General features: G+C 42.1%; 16 protein-coding genes. 13 read left to right on the top strand and 3 right to left on the bottom strand.

What is annotated here, in order from left to right:
* Positions 1-3: 3 nt before the first annotated feature.
* The 6 genes from rpsA (at position 4) to HMPREF9010_RS04110 (ending at position 6,076) form a co-directional block, all read left to right on the top strand.
* Positions 4-1,806 (top strand): 30S ribosomal protein S1, encoded by a 1,803-nt coding sequence (rpsA, locus tag HMPREF9010_RS04135; protein ID WP_004301842.1) that lies wholly within the window; start codon positions 4-6, stop codon positions 1,804-1,806.
* A 301-nt stretch (positions 1,807-2,107) separates the two neighbouring features.
* Positions 2,108-3,046 carry a ribonuclease Z gene (locus tag HMPREF9010_RS04130; protein WP_004301843.1) on the top strand — a complete coding sequence of 313 codons (939 nt, stop codon included), beginning with the start codon at positions 2,108-2,110 and terminating at the stop codon, positions 3,044-3,046.
* The gene (locus tag HMPREF9010_RS04125) at positions 3,036-4,577 is read left to right on the top strand and encodes a L,D-transpeptidase family protein (RefSeq protein ID WP_008650959.1); all 1,542 of its coding nucleotides are present in this window, start codon (positions 3,036-3,038) and stop codon (positions 4,575-4,577) included. The genes HMPREF9010_RS04130 and HMPREF9010_RS04125 overlap by 11 nt, the downstream gene beginning before the upstream one ends.
* Before the next feature lie 24 nt (positions 4,578-4,601).
* Positions 4,602-5,153, top strand: a complete 552-nt coding sequence (locus tag HMPREF9010_RS04120) for an RNA polymerase sigma factor (protein WP_004304634.1) — start codon at positions 4,602-4,604, stop codon at positions 5,151-5,153.
* A gap of 47 nt (positions 5,154-5,200) precedes the next feature.
* Positions 5,201-5,581: a hypothetical protein gene (locus HMPREF9010_RS04115; RefSeq protein WP_032852890.1), complete on the top strand. Its 381-nt coding sequence runs from the start codon at positions 5,201-5,203 to the stop codon at positions 5,579-5,581.
* 27 nt (positions 5,582-5,608) lie between these two features.
* On the top strand, positions 5,609-6,076 hold the full coding sequence (locus tag HMPREF9010_RS04110; RefSeq protein ID WP_004301847.1) for a hypothetical protein: 468 nt from the start codon (positions 5,609-5,611) through the stop codon (positions 6,074-6,076).
* 106 nt (positions 6,077-6,182) lie between these two features.
* Here HMPREF9010_RS04110 and mazG read toward each other — a convergent pair whose 3' ends face one another.
* A complete protein-coding gene (gene mazG / locus HMPREF9010_RS04105) occupies positions 6,183-6,971 on the bottom strand; it encodes a nucleoside triphosphate pyrophosphohydrolase (protein WP_004304635.1) in 789 nt (262 codons plus the stop codon).
* Positions 6,972-6,983: 12 nt separating this feature from the next.
* On the bottom strand, positions 6,984-8,039 hold the full coding sequence (locus HMPREF9010_RS04100; RefSeq protein ID WP_004325009.1) for a DUF3810 domain-containing protein: 1,056 nt from the start codon (positions 8,037-8,039) through the stop codon (positions 6,984-6,986).
* A 140-nt stretch (positions 8,040-8,179) separates the two neighbouring features.
* Between HMPREF9010_RS04100 and HMPREF9010_RS04095 the strand changes: the two genes are divergently transcribed.
* The 3 genes from HMPREF9010_RS04095 (at position 8,180) to HMPREF9010_RS04085 (ending at position 13,537) form a co-directional block, all read left to right on the top strand.
* The gene (locus HMPREF9010_RS04095; RefSeq protein WP_004309825.1) at positions 8,180-8,818 is read left to right on the top strand and encodes a hypothetical protein; all 639 of its coding nucleotides are present in this window, start codon (positions 8,180-8,182) and stop codon (positions 8,816-8,818) included.
* 66 nt (positions 8,819-8,884) lie between these two features.
* Positions 8,885-11,521: a valine--tRNA ligase gene (locus HMPREF9010_RS04090; protein WP_008650965.1), complete on the top strand. Its 2,637-nt coding sequence runs from the start codon at positions 8,885-8,887 to the stop codon at positions 11,519-11,521.
* A 117-nt stretch (positions 11,522-11,638) separates the two neighbouring features.
* Complete coding sequence (locus HMPREF9010_RS04085; protein ID WP_008775513.1) at positions 11,639-13,537, top strand: sensor histidine kinase; 1,899 nt, start codon at positions 11,639-11,641, stop codon at positions 13,535-13,537.
* 311 nt (positions 13,538-13,848) lie between these two features.
* On the opposite strand, the gene HMPREF9010_RS04080 is transcribed toward HMPREF9010_RS04085, so the two are convergent.
* Entirely contained in the window at positions 13,849-14,424 is a 576-nt protein-coding gene (locus HMPREF9010_RS04080) for an RNA polymerase sigma-70 factor (RefSeq protein WP_004304640.1), read from the bottom strand.
* A 134-nt stretch (positions 14,425-14,558) separates the two neighbouring features.
* Here HMPREF9010_RS04080 and HMPREF9010_RS04075 point away from each other — a divergent pair, with 134 nt between their 5' ends.
* From HMPREF9010_RS04075 to HMPREF9010_RS04060, 4 genes are all read left to right on the top strand, one after another.
* Positions 14,559-15,581: a FecR family protein gene (locus HMPREF9010_RS04075; RefSeq protein WP_004304641.1), complete on the top strand. Its 1,023-nt coding sequence runs from the start codon at positions 14,559-14,561 to the stop codon at positions 15,579-15,581.
* A gap of 168 nt (positions 15,582-15,749) precedes the next feature.
* Positions 15,750-19,139 (top strand): TonB-dependent receptor, encoded by a 3,390-nt coding sequence (locus HMPREF9010_RS04070; protein WP_008650966.1) that lies wholly within the window; start codon positions 15,750-15,752, stop codon positions 19,137-19,139.
* 12 nt (positions 19,140-19,151) lie between these two features.
* Positions 19,152-20,666 carry a RagB/SusD family nutrient uptake outer membrane protein gene (locus HMPREF9010_RS04065; protein WP_032852946.1) on the top strand — a complete coding sequence of 505 codons (1,515 nt, stop codon included), beginning with the start codon at positions 19,152-19,154 and terminating at the stop codon, positions 20,664-20,666.
* 15 nt (positions 20,667-20,681) lie between these two features.
* On the top strand, positions 20,682-21,992 hold the full coding sequence (locus tag HMPREF9010_RS04060; RefSeq protein ID WP_008650977.1) for a SusE domain-containing protein: 1,311 nt from the start codon (positions 20,682-20,684) through the stop codon (positions 21,990-21,992).
* Positions 21,993-21,997: the final 5 nt, after the last annotated feature.

The raw sequence follows: 21,997 nt of genomic DNA on the forward strand, positions 1-21,997 counted from the left end.
TTAATGGAAAACTTAAAGAACGTAGCTCCTATTGAAGATTTCAACTGGGATGCTTATGAAAATGGCGAAACAGTAACCAACGTTAGCCACGATGAACTGGAAAAAGCTTACGACGGTACGCTTAACAAAGTGAACGACCGTGAGGTTGTTGACGGAACCGTAATCGCAATGAACAAGCGTGAAGTAGTTGTGAACATCGGTTACAAATCAGACGGTATCATCCCATTGAATGAGTTCCGTTACAATCCGGATCTGAAGATCGGTGATACAGTAGAAGTATACATCGAAAATCAGGAAGACAAAAAAGGACAGCTCGTTCTGTCACACAGAAAAGCTCGCGCTACTCGTTCTTGGGATCGCGTTAACGCTGCTCTGGAAAATGAAGAAATTATCAAGGGTTACATCAAGTGCCGCACTAAGGGTGGTATGATTGTAGACGTATTCGGAATCGAAGCATTCTTGCCGGGTTCTCAGATCGACGTTAAACCGATCCGCGACTATGATGTATTCGTTGGCAAAACAATGGAATTCAAAGTGGTTAAAATCAACCAGGAATTCAAAAACGTTGTTGTATCTCACAAGGCTCTTATCGAAGCTGAACTGGAACAACAGAAGAAAGAAATTATCGGTAAACTTGAAAAAGGACAAGTTCTTGAAGGAACTGTTAAAAATATCACCTCTTACGGTGTATTCATCGACCTTGGCGGCGTAGACGGTTTGATCCACATCACTGACCTTTCTTGGGGACGTGTTAGCGATCCGAAAGAAGTGGTTGAGCTGGATCAGAAACTCAACGTTGTTATCCTTGACTTCGATGACGAAAAGAAACGTATCGCTCTTGGCTTGAAACAACTGACTCCGCACCCATGGGATGCGCTTGATACTGACTTGAAGGTTGGTGACAAGGTGAAAGGTAAAGTGGTCGTTATGGCTGACTACGGTGCATTCATCGAAATCGCTCCGGGCGTAGAAGGTTTGATCCACGTTTCAGAAATGTCTTGGAGCCAACACCTGCGTTCTGCACAAGATTTCATGAAGGTAGGCGACGAAGTAGAAGCTGTTGTGCTGACACTTGATCGTGAAGAACGTAAGATGTCTTTGGGTATCAAACAACTGAAACAAGATCCATGGGAAACTATCGAAGAAAAGTATCCTGTAGGTTCTAAGCATACTGCAAAAGTACGTAACTTCACTAACTTCGGTGTATTCGTAGAAATCGAAGAAGGTGTTGACGGCTTGATCCACATCTCTGACCTTTCTTGGACTAAGAAAGTAAAACACCCATCAGAATTTACTCAGATTGGTGCTGACATCGAAGTTCAGGTATTGGAAATCGACAAAGAAAACCGTCGTTTGAGCCTTGGCCACAAACAACTCGAAGAAAATCCTTGGGATGTATTCGAAACTGTGTTCACTGTAGGTTCTGTACACGAAGGTACAATCATCGAAATGTTGGATAAGGGTGCTGTTGTAGCTCTTCCTTACGGTGTAGAAGGTTTCGCAACTCCGAAACACCTTGTAAAAGAAGACGGCTCACAAGCACAGTTGGATGAGAAACTTGAATTCAAAGTGATCGAGTTCAACAAAGACGCTAAGAGAATCATCCTGTCTCACAGCCGTATCTTCGAAGATGTAGCTAAGGCTGAAGAAAGAGCAGAAAAGAAAGCTGCTTCTGGTGCTAAGAAGTCATCTTCTAGCAACAAGAGAGAAGATTCTCCGATGATCCAGAACCAGGCTGCTTCAACTACGCTGGGCGATATCGACGCTCTTGCTGCATTGAAAGAACAGTTGGAAGGAAAGAAATAATCTAAATAGAATATTTTCCAATGAAAGGCGCTCCCGTTTGGGGGCGCTTTTTTTATTCACCACAGATTTAAGAAATGAAGATAAGAGGGAATTTAATTCAGACATAAGAACAAAAGAATAAAAAATAAAATAGCAGTTCAATAAGCAACAGAAATAATTTTCAAAGCGCTGCCTTTATGTTCTTTTGTTCTTATGTCTAAAAATAAATTATCAAAATCTGTATTAATCTGTGTAACCCTGGGGTGAAATATTTCCTTTTCCTTTGCAAGATTAAATGTGAAATGTCCTATCTTTGCATACCATGGAAAAATTTGAGTTACATATATTGGGATGCGGTTCTGCTTTGCCTACTACGCGACATTTTGCGACCTCTCAAGTCGTAAACTTGCGTGAAAAACTATTTATGATTGATTGTGGCGAGGGAGCACAGATGCAATTACGCCGCTCGCGACTGAAATTTTCCCGATTGAATCATATCTTCATCTCTCATCTACATGGTGACCATTGTTTCGGATTGTTGGGACTGATCTCTACATTCGGATTATTAGGGAGAACTGCTGATTTACATATTCATTCTCCAAGAGGACTGGAAGAGTTGTTTGCGCCGATGCTTGCTTTCTTTTGCAAGACTTTGACTTATAAGGTGTTCTTCCATGAATTCGAAACGAAAGAACCGATGCTCATTTACGATGACCGTTCGGTGACTGTAACCACAATCCCTTTAAAACATCGAATTCCCTGTTGTGGTTTCCTTTTTGAAGAGAAACAGCGTCCTAATCATATCATCAGGGACATGGTAGACTTTTATAAAGTCCCGGTCTATGAACTGAACCGCATCAAGAACGGAGCGGATTTTGTAACTCCCGATGGAGAAGTAATACCCAATTTACGTTTAACCCGCCCTTCGGCTCCGGTGCGTAAATATGCTTATTGTTCCGATACAATCTATCGTCCGTCTCTTGCTGAACAAATTAAAAATGTAGATTTGCTTTTCCATGAGGCCACCTTTGCACAGACCGAGCAGGCACGCGCTAAGGAAACTTATCATACCACTGCTGCGCAAGCTGCGCAGCTTGCTTTGGATGCCAATGTGAGACAACTGGTGATCGGACATTTTTCCGCCCGTTATGAAGATGAATCTGTCTTACTTCATGAAGCGTCCGCCATTTTTCCACAAACCATTTTAGCGAAAGAAAATTTGTGTATTGACGTTGATGGAGGGACTGTCTATGAAAAGTAGTCGACTGCTTTGGGGAGTAATCATCCTGCTCTTCGGTTGCTTGGCAGCCTGTAAAAAAGAGAAACCTCAATCTCCGATACCGGATTCTTTGTCTTCCCTCCAGGAACTGTTCCATCCTGCTTATCAAATAAATGCAGACACCATTCATCAGATGATTCGTATTTGCCTGAACGAAAATCCGGTAACTCCCTGGGATTCGGTTTTGTTGGCACATTATCAGGAAAAGGATGAATTCTTTTGGCTGAACGATTCTCTCATATCCGATAAACCTGCCGTACAGGTGGCAGACTCGATGTTATTCTGGTTAGGAAACATTTCACAACATGGAGTTAATCCGAATCTGTATCCTGTCGATAGCATCCGTGAGGAATTGCAACAGATACGAACCTTGAAACTGCGTGAAGGGAAAACGATGAACCGTCTGCTGGCAGACGTGGAGTATCAGTTGACAGCCGCCTATCTTTCGTATGTGTGTCAATTGAAATTCGGATTCTTGCCTCCGGAGCGCAGATGGAATGATTCGATCGACCACATTTCTTTAAAACAATGTGACGTGAAGTTTGCAATGGCCGCTCTCGACTCTTTGCGTGCAAATCCTAACGCCGCTTTTCACCGGGCGCAACCCGCTTCCCCGCTTTATCATAAGATGCAGGAAGAGCTGGTTCGTGTGAATGGCTGGGGAGTGACAGATACTACGGATTATTATCGCGACCGCCTATTGGTAAACATGGAGCGGGCACGTTGGCAATATGCATTGGATAAAGGACGAAAATATGTGATAGCTAATGTGGCGGCATTTATGTTGCAGGCCGTCAACGAAGAAACAGACTCTATCCTGGAGATGCGTATTTGTGTAGGGACTGTGAAGAATAAAACTCCTCTATTGTCAAGCAGGATTTATTATATGGAACTGAATCCTTACTGGAATGTGCCTCAAAGCATAATTCGGAAAGAGATCATTCCTACTTACCGCAGAGATACGACGTATTTTACCCGTAACCGCATGAAGGTATACGATAAGAATGGACTCCAGGTAGATCCCCACAGTATTAAATGGGCGAAGTATGCAGGAAGTGGTGTGCCTTATACGGTGAAGCAGGATAACAAAACCGGGAATTCGTTGGGACGTATCATCTTCCGTTTTCCCAATCCTCATTCCGTATATCTGCATGACACTCCGTCACGGTGGGCTTTTACACGGAATAATCGTGCGGTGAGCCACGGTTGCGTCCGTCTTCAAAAAGCACTCGACTTCGCGTTCTTCCTGTTGAAAGAGCCGGATGAATTGTTGGAAGACCGTATTCGTATTGCAATGGATATCAAGCCGGTGAGTGAAGAGGGAAAGAAGCTGCCCATCAGTGCGGCTTATCGTGAATTGAAACATTATAGTTTGGAACAATATATACCTTTATTTATAGATTATCAGACGGTTTATCTGTCTACCGATAATAATTTGAGGTATTGTGAGGACATTTATAAATATGATCCGTCCTTACTAGAGGCGATGAATAACCTGAATTTGAAACCATAAATAAACATACAGATACGAGAGATTATGATCCCTTATAACGAACGCGAAGTTCTGAAACTCCTTCAGGAGGAGAGTACACAGCGGAAAGGATTTGAAATGATTGTGGGGCAGTATAGCGAGCAATTGTATTGGCAAATCCGCCGGATGGTACTGTCGCATGAGGATGCGAACGATCTCCTGCAAAACACTTTCATCAAGGCATGGACGAATATCGATTATTTCCGTGCCGAGGCGAAGCTGTCGACCTGGCTCTATCGCATCGCGCTGAATGAGTGTCTTACCTTTCTGAATAAGCAGCGTGCCATGACTACCGTGGATATTGACGATCCCGAAGCAGTAGTTGTGCAAAAGCTGGAAAGTGACGCCTACTTTTCGGGCGACAAGATACAGATGTGCTTGCAAAAAGCCTTGCAGACTTTGCCCGAAAAGCAGCGTATGGTGTTCAACCTGAAATACTATCAGGAAATGAAGTACGAAGAGATGTCGGAAATCTTCGGCACGTCGGTCGGTGCACTGAAAGCATCTTATCATCATGCGGTGAAGAAAATTGAGAAGTTTTTAGAAGAAATAGATTAAACCTTTTAAATGAGACACTGTCTAATGAAAAGAGAGGAGAAAAACGTATGAAAGAAGAAGATATTTTATTGAAGAAGCTTGGAAAGGAAAATTCCTTCAAAGTGCCCGATGGTTACTTTGAGAACCTGACTTCGGAGGTAATGAATAAACTTCCTGAAAAAGAGAAAGTTGCTTTTAAGGAAGAGCCTGTCAGCACATGGACAAGACTGAAACCATTGCTCTATATGGCAGCTATGTTTGTAGGGGCGGCCTTGATTATCCGGGTGGCGTCAACAGACCATAAACCTGCTACAGCAGATGATGTAGCGGTGACAGAAGTGGATACTGAAGTAGTCGTATCTGACGAAATGATTGATGTAGCAGTGGATCGTGCCATGCTGGATGATTATTCGTTATATGTTTATTTGAGTGACGCAAGTGTAGAATGATTTATAAAAACTGATTGAATACAGAAAATGAGAAAACTTATCGCATTGGTCGTTTTGTTATGTGGCTTTATGCCTGTTCTTTGGGCTGCTGATGGATGTGATCAGCATTTATCACGGGAGGAGTTCAGGGCAAAACAAAAAGCTTTCATTATCGAACAGGCTGGATTGAATAAAGAAGAAGCAGCCAAGTTCTTTCCCGTTTATTTTGAACTCCAGGATAAAAAGAAGAAACTGAATGATGAGTCATGGGATTTGATGCGCAAAGGCAAGGATGATAAAACGACGGAAGCTCAATATGCAGAAATCAATGAGAAGGTAGCCAACAACCGTATTGCTGCCGACCAGCTTGATAAAACTTATTTGGGTAAGTTTAAAAAGATTCTTTCAAGCAAGAAGATTTTTCTCGTGCAACGTGCAGAGATGCGTTTTCACCGCGAAATGATAAAAGGTATGAATCGTAGCAAAGACAAGGGAGACGATTCAAAGAAGAAATAAAGAAAAACAGAGCGTCTGATTCGTATGAACAGACGCTCTGTTTGAGTAAAATGGAGGCTCTGTCCGGTGGGAATAGAGCCTCTGTTTTTTTATGCCGGTAAGGAAGTTACAGTCCTTTTTTCTTTGCTTCATTCCAAATGGCATCCATCTCTTCGAGAGACATATCTTTCAGACTTTTTCCTTCCTTGATGGTGTGCTCTTCCAGATAGTTGAAGCGGCGGATAAACTTTTGGTTGGTAAGTTCCAGTGCATTATCGGGATTGATTTTATAAAGGCGTGCCGCATTGATGAGGCTGAACATCACGTCGCCGAATTCAGCTTCCGCTTTCTCTTTATCCATGTTGGCCACTTCCTCCTGAAACTCACCTATTTCTTCTTTCACTTTATCCCAAACCTGTTCCCGTTCTTCCCAGTCGAAACCTACATTGCGGGCTTTGTCCTGAATACGGTAAGCCTTGATAAGCGAGGGCAGGGCAGCGGGCACACCGCTTAATACACTCTTATTTCCATCTTTCTCTTTAAGTTTCAACTGTTCCCAGTTCTCGGAAACTTGTCCGGCTGTATCTGCTTTCACCTCTCCGAAGACATGCGGATGGCGGAAAATCAGCTTATCGCACAGCTTGTCGCAAACATCTTTGATGTCAAAATCTCCTGTTTCCGAGCCTATCTTAGCATAGAAAGCGACGTGCAATAATACGTCTCCCAACTCTTTGCAGATTTCTTTCTTGTCATCCCTCATCAGGGCATCGCAAAGTTCGTAAGTCTCTTCTATGGTGTTGGGACGCAGACTTTCATTCGTCTGTTTACGGTCCCAGGGACATTTAACACGCAGTTCGTCGAGAATGTCCAGGAAGCGTCCAAAGGCTTCCATCTGTTCTTGTCTGGTATGTGACATAAATCTATCTATTTAATTCATTTTTTTCCATTCCTGGTAAGAAATCAATAACCCTACTACTTCCGAGTAGTTCTGGCGGCCACTTTCTATCTTGTTTCCTTTCAGGTAAAGATCGTATATCCAATCCTGTACGGCTCCCACTACCGGGCTATACTTGGCAGCCCAATAGGCTTGATTATTCTTGGCTAATTCAATAATTTCCGGTCGGATGCGTTGAAAGAGTTTTGCATATTCTTCTTCTGAAAGTAATCTTTTTGCATTCCCCAGTACATGCCCCAGTACAGAGAAATATCCGGAGAAACGGATACCCATTGCCTGTGAACGGGTACAAACCTGATAGGCATAGAAATTGGCTTCCGCTTCGCTGGTGATACCTAACAAGTGGGCTAGTTCATGAGCATAAGTGGCGGGATAGTTGGCGGGAAGCAAATCTCCGTTAAGGGTGAATTCGCAGAAGAAAGGCCCCATGCTACCGGTTACTCCTACCATGGAAATGAACGGAGTAAACAACATGGTCTTTACTCTCGGATGATCGTGTGGAGGTCGGTGCACGCCCAAGCTATCACTTAACTGATTATAGATTCGTACGGTTTCTTCCCGTATCAAATCCTGGTTGATACTATTTACAGGGGTGTACGAACGATTTAATTGGGTGATATAGTCGTCAACGAACTCCTGAAAATTTTCGGGAGTGTAGGCTGTATACGGGATTTCGGTTCGTTGGTAAAAGTTCTTTTGAGAATAATTCAGTCCCCAAGCCAGATAGAACCATACATAAATCCACAACAGATATTCGCCGTCACGCAATAAAATTTTCTTCCAAGGCAACTTTTTGCGGAGACGGGCATAAATAGGATAAATAATCACACCCGCGATACTAAGGAAGATAAATAAGTCTCCTATCGCAAAAGGAAATAAATTGGAAAAAAACGACAAAACGTAAGAGATAAAAGGATAGATTGTTTGCGAATAGATTGTTGCCAGAGCAGGAATCCATTGTGTTAGCCACACTAGGATTAAGATTGCTCCTAAGGCTAAATATCTTACATTTGGCTTCTTTTTCATCATTTGTTTAATATCAGTCAACAAAAATATGCATTAAATAGACGTCGCGCGAAAAAATACCTCTATATTTGCAAAAAATCTGTTAACAATGGCTTTATAACTTGTATAATAGGGAAAGTCATTCAACATAAACCGGATAAAAGATGGCTACATCAGAAGAAATTGAAAAGTATTGCCGGAATTGCGTATCACGTGATTTCGTGAATGGTAAAGGTCTTGTTTGTAAGCGCACCAGAGAACTTCCTGCTTTTGAAGAAGAATGTGAAAGTTTTGAGAAAGATGAAGAGCTGGAAAGATTAGCCCCTCCCAAGCCGGAAGACTTCCCGGTATCTATGACAGAAGAAGAAATGCTTGCCGAAGAGAATCTCTCCAAAGGAGTACTGTACGCAGTCGCTGCCTGTATTGTGGGTGCGGTGGCATGGGGACTGATATCTGTTTCTACGGGTCGTCAGATTGGATTTATGCCCATTGCTATCGGATTTATGGTTGGCTTTGCCATGCGGAAAGGGAAAGGAATACGTCCCATTTTCGGAATTATCGGTGCGGCATTATCCCTGATTAGTTGTGTCCTGGGTGATTTCTTTTCCATTATCGGGTATATTTCCCAGGATTATGATATGTCCTATTTCGACGTTCTGGTAAGTGTGGACTATGGAGAAATATTCTCTATTATGCTGGAAAATGTGATGTCAATGACTGCTTTATTCTACGGATTCGCTCTTTATGAGGGGTATAAATTCTCTTTCCGTGCACAGAAACACCCCGAGGGTGGTAAGATTTGAATTTAAATTATTAATTTTGCACCCGTTATTTTTAGAATATACATTATCATATATACATAAAACAATATGGAATTAGCAAGTAAGTACAATCCCGCTGACGTGGAGGGAAAATGGTACCAGTATTGGCTGGACCATCATTTATTCAGTTCGAAACCCGATGGCCGTGAACCTTACACCATCGTCATTCCGCCCCCGAACGTCACCGGTGTGTTGCACATGGGACACATGCTTAATAATACCATTCAGGATATTTTAGTTCGTCGTGCCCGTATGGAAGGCAAGAATGCCTGCTGGGTACCGGGAACTGACCATGCTTCTATTGCTACTGAAGCTAAAGTAGTAAACAAACTTGCTGCTCAAGGCATCAAGAAAACCGACCTGACTCGTGACGAATTCCTGAAACATGCTTGGGATTGGACAGACGAACACGGAGGTATCATCCTGAAACAACTTCGTAAACTCGGTGCATCCTGCGACTGGGATCGTACTGCTTTCACTATGGACGAGAAACGCAGTGAAAGTGTACTGAAAGTTTTCGTAGACCTGTTCAATAAAGGATTGATCTACCGTGGTGTCCGTATGGTAAACTGGGACCCGAAGGCATTGACCGCTCTTTCTGACGAGGAAGTGATCTACAAAGAAGAGCACGGAAAACTATATTACCTCCGCTATAAAGTAGAAGGTGATCCGGAAGGACGCTATGCCGTAGTGGCAACTACCCGCCCTGAAACAATCATGGGTGACACAGCGATGTGTATCAACCCGAACGACCCGAAAAACGAATGGCTGAAAGGTAAGAAAGTGATCGTTCCGCTGGTAAACCGCGCCATCCCTGTGATTGAAGATGATTATGTAGACATCGAATTTGGTACAGGTTGCCTGAAAGTGACTCCTGCTCATGACGTAAACGACTATATGCTGGGTGAAAAGTACAACCTGCCTAGCATTGATATCTTCAACGATAACGGTACATTGAGCGAAGCTGCCGGTATGTATATCGGCATGGATCGTTTCGATGTTCGTATACAGATAGAGAAAGACCTCGAAGCTGCCGGACTGCTGGATAAGACAGAAGCCTATACAAATAAGGTAGGTTACTCGGAACGTACCAACGTAGTGATCGAACCGAAACTATCTATGCAATGGTTCCTCAAGATGCAGCATTTTGCAGACATGGCATTGCCTCCGGTAATGAACGATGAACTGAAGTTCTATCCTGCAAAATACAAGAATACCTACCGTCACTGGATGGAGAACATCAAAGACTGGTGTATCAGTCGTCAGTTGTGGTGGGGACATCGCATTCCTGCTTACTTCCTCCCGGAGGGCGGTTATGTGGTAGCTGCTACAGCAGAAGAAGCATTGGCAAAAGCGAAAGAGAAAACCGGCAATGCCGCCTTGACAATCGAAGATCTCCGTCAGGACGAAGATTGTCTGGATACCTGGTTCTCTTCCTGGTTGTGGCCTATCTCTTTGTTCGACGGAATCAACAATCCGGGTAACGAAGAAATCAACTATTACTATCCGACCAGTGACCTTGTGACAGGACCGGATATTATCTTCTTCTGGGTAGCCCGTATGATTATGGCAGGCTACGAGTACGAAGGACAGATGCCGTTTAAGAACGTTTACTTCACAGGGATCGTTCGTGATAAACTGGGACGTAAAATGTCCAAGTCACTCGGTAATTCTCCCGACCCGTTGGAGTTGATCGAGAAATACGGAGCCGATGGAGTACGTATGGGTATGATGCTTTCTGCTCCTGCCGGAAACGATATTCTTTTCGATGACGCACTTTGCGAACAGGGACGTAACTTCTGCAACAAGATATGGAATGCTTTCCGTCTGATTAAGGGCTGGACAAATGCCAAAGGTACTATTGAGATCCCTACCGATGCACATCTGGCAGTTCAGTGGTTTGACCAAAGACTGGATGCGGCAGCTGTTGAAGTGGCCGATCTCTTCTCCAAATATCGTTTGAGCGAAGCGTTGATGCTGGTTTACAAACTGTTCTGGGATGAATTCTCTTCTTGGCTGTTGGAAATCGTGAAACCTGCTTATGGACAGCCTGTTAATGGCTTTATTTATAGTATGGTTCTTAGCTCTTTCGAGCGTCTGCTTGAATTGCTGCATCCTTTTATGCCATTTATCACAGAAGAATTGTGGCAACAACTGCGTGAGCGTGAACCGGGTGAAAGTTTGATGGTTACTCAACTGTTTGAACCGGTCGGAGCAAATGAACAATTCCTGGCAGAGTTTGAAGTAGCTAAGGAAATCATCAGTAATGTCCGTAGCATCCGTTTGCAGAAAAACATTGCTCTGAAAGAAGAACTCGAATTGCAGGTTGTAGGCACTCATCCGGTAGAGAAATTGAATCCGGTGATTATCAAGATGTGTAACCTGTCTTCCGTAACAGTGGTAGAAAGCAAATCAGAAGGTGCTTCTTCTTTCATGATAGGAACGACCGAATTTGCCGTGCCATTGGGTAATATGATTGACGTGGAAGCCGAAATCGCCCGTATGGAAGCCGAATTGAAGCATAAAGAAGGATTCTTGCAGGGAGTGATGAAGAAACTTAGCAACGAGAAATTCGTCAATAATGCTCCGGCTGCCGTTCTTGAACTGGAACGTAAGAAGCAAGCCGATGCAGAAAGCATCATTAATTCTTTGAAAGAAAGTATTGCGGCTTTGAAGAAATCATAATCCTTTGATACTTAATTTTATATAATAAAGGGCATCTCAATTCGTTTTGGGATGCCTTTTTTTTGCACTAAAGAAATTAATACTATCTTTGCTTCCGCTATTTATAGAATACCACAAATGAAACAATCGTTACGGATCATTCCATTCCTCCTTGGATTATTCCTTTTTATTGAAGGATTCTTATCACCTGCGTCAGCCCGAACCGAAAATACAAATAAAGAAGTACTGGTTTTAAACTCGATTAATTTCAATCTGCCTTGGGCTAAAAACTTTTATTGGTGTCTTCATGATGCTCTTCAGAAACAAGGAATTTCTGTGAAGGCGGAATCGCTTTCCGTACCTGCTCTGGTGAATGAGATGGAGGCGAATGCCGTAGTCACCCATTTGCGTCAGAAGTATCCGGAACCTCCCACTGCTATCGTGATGATTGGAGATCCGGGATGGATTGTTTGCCGCGAATTATTTGATGATGTATGGAAAGAAGTTCCGGTAATCGTGACAAATGCCCGCGACCATTTACCTGCTTCTCTTGAGGTCTTATTATCTCATGCCCCGTTGACGGAAGCCAATACAGTTTCCGGCGATGAATGGAGGCGGGGATATAATATAACTATCTTGAAGCAATATTATTATGTAAAGGAGACAATCGATTTAATTTATAAACTGATACCTGATATGGAACGTCTGGCGTTTATCTCCGACGATAGGTATATCAGTGAAGAAACTCGCGGAGATGTAAAGGAAGCTGTAGAAGAGAACTTCCCGGACTTGAATCTGGATTTACTTTCCACCACTCAATTATCTACAGAAATGTTGTTGGATACTTTACGTTGTTATAAACCGAATACGGGAATCATTTATTATTCTTGGTTTGAGTCGCATAACAAAAATGATAATAACTATCTTTTTGATCATATTCAGGAAGTGATTGTCAATTTTACTCCATCTCCATTGTTTTTACTTTCTCCCGAAGACTTGTCGAATAATACTTTTGCAGGAGGATATTACGTTTCGACGGAATCGTTCTGTAAATCTTTGCTGGAAATACTTGGTCGTGTCTTGGATGGAGAACAGGCACGTGATATTCCCGGTGGGGCGGGAGGAGAAGGAAGTGCCAATCTCTGCTATCAAGTGTTGAAATCCTACAATATACCTTCTTCCCGCTATCCAGACGATGCGGTTTATGTCAATGAGCCCAAGACTTTTTTTCAACAGTATTACATTCAAATACTTTCCTGTTCATTCTTTTTGTTGATTTTGATTGTTGCTATCATATATTATATCAGCATTCTTCGGAAAGCATATAGTCGCCTGCATGAAGCAATGGAAAAAGCGGAACAGGCCAATCAATTGAAATCCGCATTCCTGGCTAATATGAGTCATGAGATACGTACCCCCTTGAATGCCATTGTAGGATTCTCCAATATGCTTCCTCATGTAGAAAACCGTGAAGAAATGTCCGAATATGTAGAACTCATTGGAACAAATACGGATTTGTTGCTCCAGTTGATTAATGATATTCTGGATTTGTCGAAGATTGAAGCCGGTACATTCGATTTCTATCCTGCCTTGATTGATGTGAACCAGACGCTTGAAGAAATCGAGCAAAGTATGCAGCTACGTCTTCGGCACAATAATGTGACTTTCACATTTGCGGAGAGACTGTCCCAATGTACATTGTATACGGATAAGAACCGTTTGATTCAGCTGCTTGCCAATTTTGCAGTTAACGCCATCAAATTTACAGAGGTGGGTACTATCCGTATGGGATATCGTTTGCTTGATCCTGAAACGATTTATTTTTATGTGTCGGATACAGGCTGTGGAATGTCTTCTGAACAGTGTATTCATGTCTTCGAACGGTTTGTGAAGTACAATTCCTTTGTGCAAGGTACCGGACTGGGACTTTCTATCTGCCATACGATTGTAGACCGCTTGGGAGGGAAAATAGGAGTGGAGTCGAAAGAGAACAAAGGATCTACTTTCTGGTTTACCTTACCTTATCGGCAGAATTAATGCTTTACTTCTTTCCAATCTATCAGTAGATAAGTTGCTATACTCTTATTGCAAACTTCCTTTCCCTTATTGGATAAGTTGTCTTTGACCAAGAAGAAACTATAAACGCAAGTTCTGATTGTATAATTGCAAGTTGCATTTATATAACCGGAACTTGCAGTTGTATAAATGAAGCTTGCAATTATAGTTTTCTCGTAGCCAAAAAGAAGTTTGGCAGTAGGGGAATGCAAGTTTACCTCTAATACAACGGAAGTTATCTATTAGTACTTTAATAGACAGATAGTAATAGATAAGAAAATAGATGGTTGTTTTTAAGGAAATAGAATCGGTAGTAATAATGGCAGATAATCCTTTAAATCTACGCGTAGTTGCTTTAATGCTTGTTGAATACGGTAATCTACTGTTTTGGGAGATATTCCCAGAATTTCCGCTATTTCTTTATAACTCATATCCCGGAACCTATGCATCACAAAAGCTTCCCGATAACTTTCCGGCAATGTGGCGATGGCATCCTTGATGCGTTGTGTCAACTCTTCAACTTGATAAAGATCCGTATCTTGCAGCATCTCCTGCATCTCTTCATAAAATCGAGTGTCGGCACGTTGGGTGGCATCAATATGTGCAAGCTTGTTCAGAGCTTTGCGGTATATCATTTTAAAGAGGTATGAACTAAGTGAAGTTTCGATAATCAGATTTTCTCTGTTTTCCCAAATCCATAAAAGAGAGTCCTGCACAATTTCTTCCGCATCTTCCAGATCTACAAAACGATGACCATAAGCACACAGTGCCGGATAATACCTCCGAAACAGTGCATCAAATGCTTTTTGGTCGCCTCGCTGTATAGCAGATAATAGGAAATTGCTTTCTGACAGGTGAACTTCTTTCATGTATTAGTTTGATATTTCACTGCAAATATAGCTTTTTTATAAGAAAACAAAGATTTTCTGAAAAAAAATGAGATTTGGTTTAGGAATTCCACAAGTCTCTCTTGTCTTATAGTAAAAGGCAATAAAATACGAATATGGATAAGACTGATAAAAATACAATAGAAGAATTGCTTCCCCGTTATTGTGAGGGACTGGCAACGGAAGAAGAGCGTCTGCAGGTTGAGATGTGGATGGATGAGTCGGAAGAAAACCGGCGGATGGCCAAACAGATACATGCTCTTTATCTTGCTACAGATACCGTTCACATCATGACGAAAGTTGACACAGAGAAAGCATTGACAAAGGTGAAAAGTAGAATGACAGGTAACAGACAAAGGAAAACGACATGGTGGGAATGGGCGCAACGTGCGGCAGCAGTGCTGTTCATTCCACTTCTCGTTACTCTGATGGTACAACATTGGGGAGGAAGCGAACAGGAATTGGCACAAATGATGGAAGTGAAAACAAATCCCGGAATGATGACTTCTCTGACATTGCCCGATGGCACATTGGTTTTCCTGAATTCCGAATCTACCTTGAGTTATCCCTCACGCTTCGATAGCGACACGAGAAATGTAACATTGCAGGGAGAGGCTTATTTTGAAGTAGCCAAGAACCCGGAAAAGAAGTTTATAGTTTCTACTTCCCACCAATCACAGATCGAAGTACTGGGAACTCATTTTAATGTAGAGGCTTATGAAAAAGAAGACCGGATTGCAGCAACATTGGTTGAAGGAAAAATAGGTTTTATTTATTCATCTGACAATGGTTCGAAAAAGGTGCTGATGGATCCCGGACAGAAGCTGGTCTATGATACAAGAGACAGTAAAGTGCAGCTTTATGCCACCTCCGGTGAGTCGGAAATAGCTTGGAAAGAGGGAAAGATTATATTTAGAAATACTCCTCTCGAAGAGGGATTACGAATGTTGGAGAAGCGGTATAATGTGGAATTCATTATTAAAAACGACCGTTTGAAAGGAGACTCATTTACAGGTACGTTTACAAATCAACGCCTCGAGCGTATTCTGGAATATTTCCAGCTTTCTTCTCAAATCCGTTGGCGTTATCTTGATTCGCCGGATATAAAAGATGAAAAGAGTAAAATAGAAATATATTGATTGATTAACCTTAAAACAAAAATGCAATGAAAGACAGACCCCCTTAAACAAAAACATACGGGAGGATATTGGCGTATCTTCCCGTATGGAAATCGGTAAATCTTTTTGATGCTTGTTTGGCGACAAGCTTAGATAAACTTTTTATTAACTTTAAGTCATTACAAAATTATGCAAAATTATTTTAGCATCCAATTTTTATGGGTGGTAAAGTCACTTTGGCTAACCTCAAAAAAAATCCCATTATCTATGAGACTATTGGTTTTGTTCTTAGTATGTTCTATTGGGCTGACCTATGCAGCCGATAGTTACGCTCAAAAGGCTTTAATCAGTATTGATGTACGTAATCAGCGGGTGGAGGACATTCTAAAAGAAATTGAAGAGCAGTCTGATTTTGATTTCTTCTTCAATAATAAGCATGTCGATTTGAATCGTCGCGTATCAGTTTCTGCTGATAAAAGCAACATTTTTAGTGTGTTGAAAGAAATCTTTTCCGGTACTAATGTAAAATATTCGGTACTAGACAAGAAGATTATATTATCCATTGAGGCACAGTCTCCTGAACAAGAAAAGAAAATAACCGTATCCGGTACTATATCAGATGCACAGGGGGAGCCGATTATCGGAGCCAGTGTATTAGAAAAAGGAGTACAGGGTAACGGTACGATAACAGATATTGACGGGAACTTCAAAATCTCCGTCTCTTCATCGAAGGCACAGCTCGATATCTCCTATATCGGCTATCAGTCTCAAACGGTTGCCGTGCAACCCGGAAAAAATATGAAAATCATTTTGCAGGAAGATTCCAAACAACTCGATGAAGTGGTAGTGGTGGGTTATGGTACACAGAACAAGAAGACATTGACCGGTGCCGTTTCTATGGTAAACATGGGAGATGTGGAGATGAATACCGTACCGAATGTATCTCGTGCGTTGGCGGGTAAAGCAGCGGGGTTCCGTGTGAACCAGGTTTCTGCACAACCGGGTGGTGAGGCGAAGTTTCGTATTCGTGGAGAAGCGTCTACCGGTGCTGGTAATGAACCTTTATTTGTAATCGACGGCTTCCCGGTGTCTTCTACTTCCAATTTAAGTTCTGGTAATGGTTTCTATGAATCGGGTAATATTGATAATGTACTGGAATCATTGAATCCGGATGATATTGAATCCATTTCTGTGTTGAAAGATGCTGCTTCCACAGCTATTTATGGTGCGCGTGCCGGACATGGAGTTGTTTTGATTACCACTAAACGTGGTAAAAGTCAAAAGCCCAGAGTGACTTATTCCGGTATGGGGTCGGTGCAGGTAGCTCGTTCCAACTACAAGATGCTTGATACTCGTATGTATATGGATATGTATAATAAACAGATGCATGAAGAGTGGTTAAAGTTGAACGGAATGGGTATCTATGAAGGATATGTTGAAAAGCAGGACACTCCGCCTACTCAATATAAACCCACTTTCAATAATGATGAAATATTGACTGCTAGCGGTACCGATTGGTTGGATGCGGTGATGCGCAATGGATATACGCAACAGCACAATCTTTCTGTGAATGGTGGTACGGAGAAAACCCGTTATCTGGCTTCTGTCAACTATATGAACCAGGAAGGAATTGTCAAGAATAATGGTGTCAGTCGTTTTTCTGCCCGTTTGAATCTGGATCAGGAATTGAGTGAATATGTTTCTTTCGGACTGACTGCTACTTACTCGCAGAATAAGTATGACAATGTTCCTCTGGGAGACAATGCCAATGAATATTCCGGTGTATTGACCGGTGCTATCCAATCCAATCCTACAATTCCTATCTATGACTCTGAAGGAAATTATTTCATTGATCCGAAACGTCCCTTCGTTGCGAATCCGGTGTCTTTGTTGGATATTAAGGATAATACGGTAAAAGACCGGATCATAGGATCTGCATTCGTATCCGTGAAACCGTTGAAAGACTTGGAAGTGAAGTTGCAGTTAGGTGTCGACCGTAGTTTCCAGAAACGTTCCAGCTATTTGCCTAAGACAACTTTGCAGGGAAAGACCAAAAACGGAAGAGCGGATATTTCGCAGGAAACAAGTACTGCCTATCTGATGGAGCTGACAGCTCAATACTCCAAGAGCTTTGGCGATCATAACGTGAAAGCTATTGGTGGTTATTCGTTCCAAAAATTTAAAAATGATGGATTGAGTGCCGGAAATGAAGATTTTCTTGTAGATGGCTTTGGATATAATAGTTTGGGTTCAGGAAATTACAAGAAACCATCTGTAGGTTCATGGGCTTCTATTAACAGCATTGCTTCTTTGTTTGCCCGTGCCAATTACTCGTATAAAGGCAGATATTTACTGGAAGCTACAGTTCGTGCTGATGCTGCTTCCAATTTCGCCCCGGAAAATCGTTGGGGTTATTTCCCGTCCGTATCAGCCGGTTGGATGATAAGTGAAGAAAATTTCATGAAAGGGGCTTCAAACTGGTTGTCTATGTTGAAGTTAAGAACTTCTTATGGACAGACGGGTAACTCTAATGTCGGTTATCGCATTTACGACTATTATGAAGTGGGAAGAAGTGCCATTATCGGAGGTGCAGAATCAACAGGAGTATATGCTTCGGATTTGGGCAACAGGAGCCTGACTTGGGAAACGACTACGGAATTTAATGTAGGTGTGGATCTAGGTATACTCAACAACCGATTTAAGTTGACAGCCGAATATTTCAAACGTAAGATTACAGACTTGTTGGTGACAAATAAACCATTGCCTTTTTATAATGAAATAAATAAAATAGCGGGTAATATAGGATCAACACAAAGTCAGGGTGTGGAAATCACAGTGAATACGGTGAATATCGTTACTAAAGATTTTGAATGGGATACGACATTAACCTTGTCACATTACAATGACCGTTGGCTGACACGTGACCCGAACTGGAAACCCAAACCTTATGAAAAAGAAAATGATCCGATTCGTGCATGGTGGGAATATGAAGCGCTTGGCATCCTGCAACCGGGAGAAAAAGTCCCGGACGCTCAAAAAGACTTGGTTCCGGGTATGATGAAGTTGAAAGACCGCGATGGAAACGGAGTATTGGGAGATGAGGATAAAGTATATATGGGTAATGGTGATCCCAAAATTATCTACGGTCTGAACAACTCGTTCAGATATAAGAACTTCGACTTGAATATCTATTTCTATGGAGAAGCCGGCAGAAAGAGAGGAGCCAGTTATTATGAGGGCTGGACACGTATGGACAATGGTATCAATGTTTCTACTTATGCCCTGAAAGCTTTTAATAGCAATAACCTGACAGCCACAGATCCGACATTTGTCAGAGGTGGAAGCGGATGGGGGGATTACTATGTGAAATCTATCTATTATGTTCGTTGTGGAAGCATTACATTGGGATATAAAGTGCCTGTCAGCCAGAAGATTGCCAAGAATCTCCGTGTATATGTAGACGTGAACAATCCGTTTGTGATTACTAACTGGACAGGTCTGGACCCGGAAACGGACAACGGGACCTATGCATATCCGAATGTAACCTCATATAATTTTGGTGTATCAATATCTTTCTAATAAGTGATGAATATGAAAAAGACAATTTATACTGCAATAGCAACTCTCTTGTTCCTCATTTCGTCTTGTACGCTGGAGCAGGAAGTATATAATAAAATTAATCCGGGAATGTTTCCCCAAAATGCTGAAGATGTAAATGCTTTGGTCAATTCGAGTGCTTATTATGTGTTTTCTCCGTGGGGAATTTTTGAAGTAGCGGCAGGCTATGTGACGACTTCGGAAATGGTAACCGATTATGTGGAAAACACTTGGGGATGGACTACCGTATACAATTCGTATGAAGCTAATGACTGGCATATCGACGGTGACTATCGTCGTGTGTATGACTATTCCCAGTATTTGGCTTCCATGACTTTGACAATGGATCGCATCAAGGACGTGAATATGGATGAAACCTTGAAAGCTCGCTATATGGCGGAATTGAAATGCGGACGTGGTTTCCTGGCTTTTCTGATGTATGATATGTATGGTCCGATACCTATCGCCGATCTGGAGACTTTGCAAAAACCGGAAGCGGAGATTGTTATTCCACGTTTGTCGGAAGAAGCTATGCGTGAATACATTGTTTCCAACTTGAAAGATGCAGCTAATGTGTTGCCCTATAAGTATGAAGATACAAATTACGGACACTTCACCAAAGGATTGGCCAATACATTATTGCTGAAATTCTACATGATGACCAAGCAATGGGATGAGGCGGAGAAAATAGGACGTGAATTGACAAAACCGGAATACGGTTATAAATTGGTAGACGATTATAACTCTCTGTTCTCTTTATCTGGTGAAAAGAATTCGGAAGTCATATTCTCATGTGTGGCCGAGGCCGGTGTGATGGAACAGAAATGGTTCGCTCACGTACTGACTTCTGACTATCCGCTTCCTGCCGGAATGTCGGTGACTGCCTGGGGAGGATTTAAAATATCCTGGCCTGCATACGAATCTTATGATCCTAAAGACAAGAGACGTGAAAGAATTATTGGTGAATATACAGGTACGGAGGGCGTACACCATAGCCGGGCGCTTGACCGTGACGGTGGTACGACAGGTATACTCTTCTACGGTGCAATTCCGGTGAAATATAAAATTGAGGGGGTAGTAGGTGAGAAGTGCGAAATAGATATGCCCATCTATCGTTATGCGGATGTATTGACTTTACTTTCGGAAGCTATCGTTCGCAATGGAAACAGTATCACTCAAGAGGCGATTGGCCTGTTGAATCAGGTGCGGGTTACTCATGGTGGACTAAAAGCTTATCAATTGAGTGATTTTTCATCTGTAGAAGATTTTCTGGATAAATTGTTGGAAGAACGTGGACATGAATTTTATTTTGAAGGAGTGCGTCGTCAGGATTTGATCCGCCACGGAAAATTTATTGAAGCAGCACTTGCCAAAGCAAGATTTGCCGGACAGCCGACAGGTAAAATAGAAACGAAAGTGGATGGACAATATAAATATGAGAAATTCCCGTTGCCTACTCATCTGATTACTGAAGGACAAGGCATTATAATTCAAAATCCCGGTTACTAAAAAATAGATAGCATTATGAAACATTTATTATATAGTCTATTAGGAATCTTGTTGCTTGCCGGATGTAAGGAAGACAAGTACAATGTAATCATTCCGATGTCGGATATTTACTTGAGCGCGCCTCAAGATGGAGCGATCATTGATTTGAATGATTTATCGATTGAGAAATATAGTTTCTCTTGGGAGAAACCTCTGGAAAATGGAGCAAAGCTGCTTATTTGTACTGACAGGAAATTCAAAGAACCGGTAATAATTGATGCAGGAAAATCGACTTCTGTTGCGATATCTGCACTGACTGCCGATCAGAGTTTTTCTCAATTGGGAATTAAAGCGGGGCAGGAAGCGGTATTGTATTGGACGGTCAAAGAAACTGGTAATATAACCGCAGCAGCTTCGGAAGCACGCACCATTCGGGTGAAACGTATGACTAGCAAATTAGTGCAGCCGGAAGATTTGACTAAGATTTCTTTGGCTGAAAATACCCCGGAAACTGCTGTGCAGTTTGAATGGGATACCCAGGAATGGCCTGAATCTACCTCGTACTCGCTTTGTTTCTCACTGGATCCTGAAATGAAACAGACGGTTGCCGAACATAGTGTGGGAGTTGTGAATGGTAAATCATCATTGACTCATGAAGAACTTCAGGCACTGCTCGATAAACTTTCTATCAAACGTTGGACTTCCAATTCTGTGTATTGGAATGTGAAGACTGATGATGGGCAATGGGTGTCACGTTCTTCCGGAGTACTGAATATGACAGAAATGATGCGCTTCATCGATGTTCGTGGAGATGAAAAGATTACTTATCGTGTTGTTCGTATATTTTATAGTGACAAAACATCATTGGTTTGGTTGGCAGATAACCTGCGCGCAACTAAATATGCTGATGGTACAGATATTGAAGCGAATAATTTCAAAAAGACACCTGCATCGCTCGGAGAAGGTAGAGTGAAAGCCTATGGAGTGCATTATCATTACGATATTCGTGATAAGATAGCACCTAAGGGATGGCGTTTGCCGACCATACAGGAATATAAGAATTTGTTTGCAGAAGCCGGAACTGCCGAAGGTCAATGGAATGTATTGAAAGATCCTGAATATTATGAATCAGTAAAAGGACAGGCGCATTTGAACGACTGGAAATTCAATTTGTGTGCTTCCGGTCAATGGAGCGGTGATGCAATCACTAATCATACCGGACCGTACTGTTATCTGTTGGTCACTGATGATATGTCTCATCAATGTATTCTTCATGATGGAGGGGCAACATTGTGGAGTCCTTGGACAACCGGTGCTCCTGCACGTTTTATCTACAATGAAAATTAATCGGG

Source organism: Bacteroides sp. 3_1_23 (assembly GCF_000162555.1).
GTDB classification, from domain to species: Bacteria; Bacteroidota; Bacteroidia; order Bacteroidales; family Bacteroidaceae; genus Bacteroides; species Bacteroides ovatus.

Bases quoted from the DNA above. Each gene is read 5' to 3' on its own strand.
- rpsA (WP_004301842.1), top strand. From the start codon at position 4: ATGGAAAACTTAAAGAACGTAGCTCCTATTGAAGATTTCAACTGGGAT.
- HMPREF9010_RS04120 (WP_004304634.1), top strand. From the start codon at position 4,602: ATGATCCCTTATAACGAACGCGAAGTTCTGAAACTCCTTCAGGAGGAG.
- HMPREF9010_RS04060 (WP_008650977.1), top strand. From the start codon at position 20,682: ATGAAACATTTATTATATAGTCTATTAGGAATCTTGTTGCTTGCCGGA.
- HMPREF9010_RS04080 (WP_004304640.1), bottom strand. From the start codon at position 14,424: ATGAAAGAAGTTCACCTGTCAGAAAGCAATTTCCTATTATCTGCTATA.
- HMPREF9010_RS04075 (WP_004304641.1), top strand. From the start codon at position 14,559: ATGGATAAGACTGATAAAAATACAATAGAAGAATTGCTTCCCCGTTAT.
- HMPREF9010_RS04095 (WP_004309825.1), top strand. From the start codon at position 8,180: ATGGCTACATCAGAAGAAATTGAAAAGTATTGCCGGAATTGCGTATCA.
- HMPREF9010_RS04070 (WP_008650966.1), top strand. From the start codon at position 15,750: ATGCAAAATTATTTTAGCATCCAATTTTTATGGGTGGTAAAGTCACTT.
- mazG (WP_004304635.1), bottom strand. From the start codon at position 6,971: ATGTCACATACCAGACAAGAACAGATGGAAGCCTTTGGACGCTTCCTG.
- HMPREF9010_RS04130 (WP_004301843.1), top strand. From the start codon at position 2,108: ATGGAAAAATTTGAGTTACATATATTGGGATGCGGTTCTGCTTTGCCT.
- HMPREF9010_RS04085 (WP_008775513.1), top strand. From the start codon at position 11,639: ATGAAACAATCGTTACGGATCATTCCATTCCTCCTTGGATTATTCCTT.
- HMPREF9010_RS04065 (WP_032852946.1), top strand. From the start codon at position 19,152: ATGAAAAAGACAATTTATACTGCAATAGCAACTCTCTTGTTCCTCATT.
- HMPREF9010_RS04115 (WP_032852890.1), top strand. From the start codon at position 5,201: ATGAAAGAAGAAGATATTTTATTGAAGAAGCTTGGAAAGGAAAATTCC.
- HMPREF9010_RS04100 (WP_004325009.1), bottom strand. From the start codon at position 8,039: ATGATGAAAAAGAAGCCAAATGTAAGATATTTAGCCTTAGGAGCAATC.
- HMPREF9010_RS04125 (WP_008650959.1), top strand. From the start codon at position 3,036: ATGAAAAGTAGTCGACTGCTTTGGGGAGTAATCATCCTGCTCTTCGGT.
- HMPREF9010_RS04090 (WP_008650965.1), top strand. From the start codon at position 8,885: ATGGAATTAGCAAGTAAGTACAATCCCGCTGACGTGGAGGGAAAATGG.
- HMPREF9010_RS04110 (WP_004301847.1), top strand. From the start codon at position 5,609: ATGAGAAAACTTATCGCATTGGTCGTTTTGTTATGTGGCTTTATGCCT.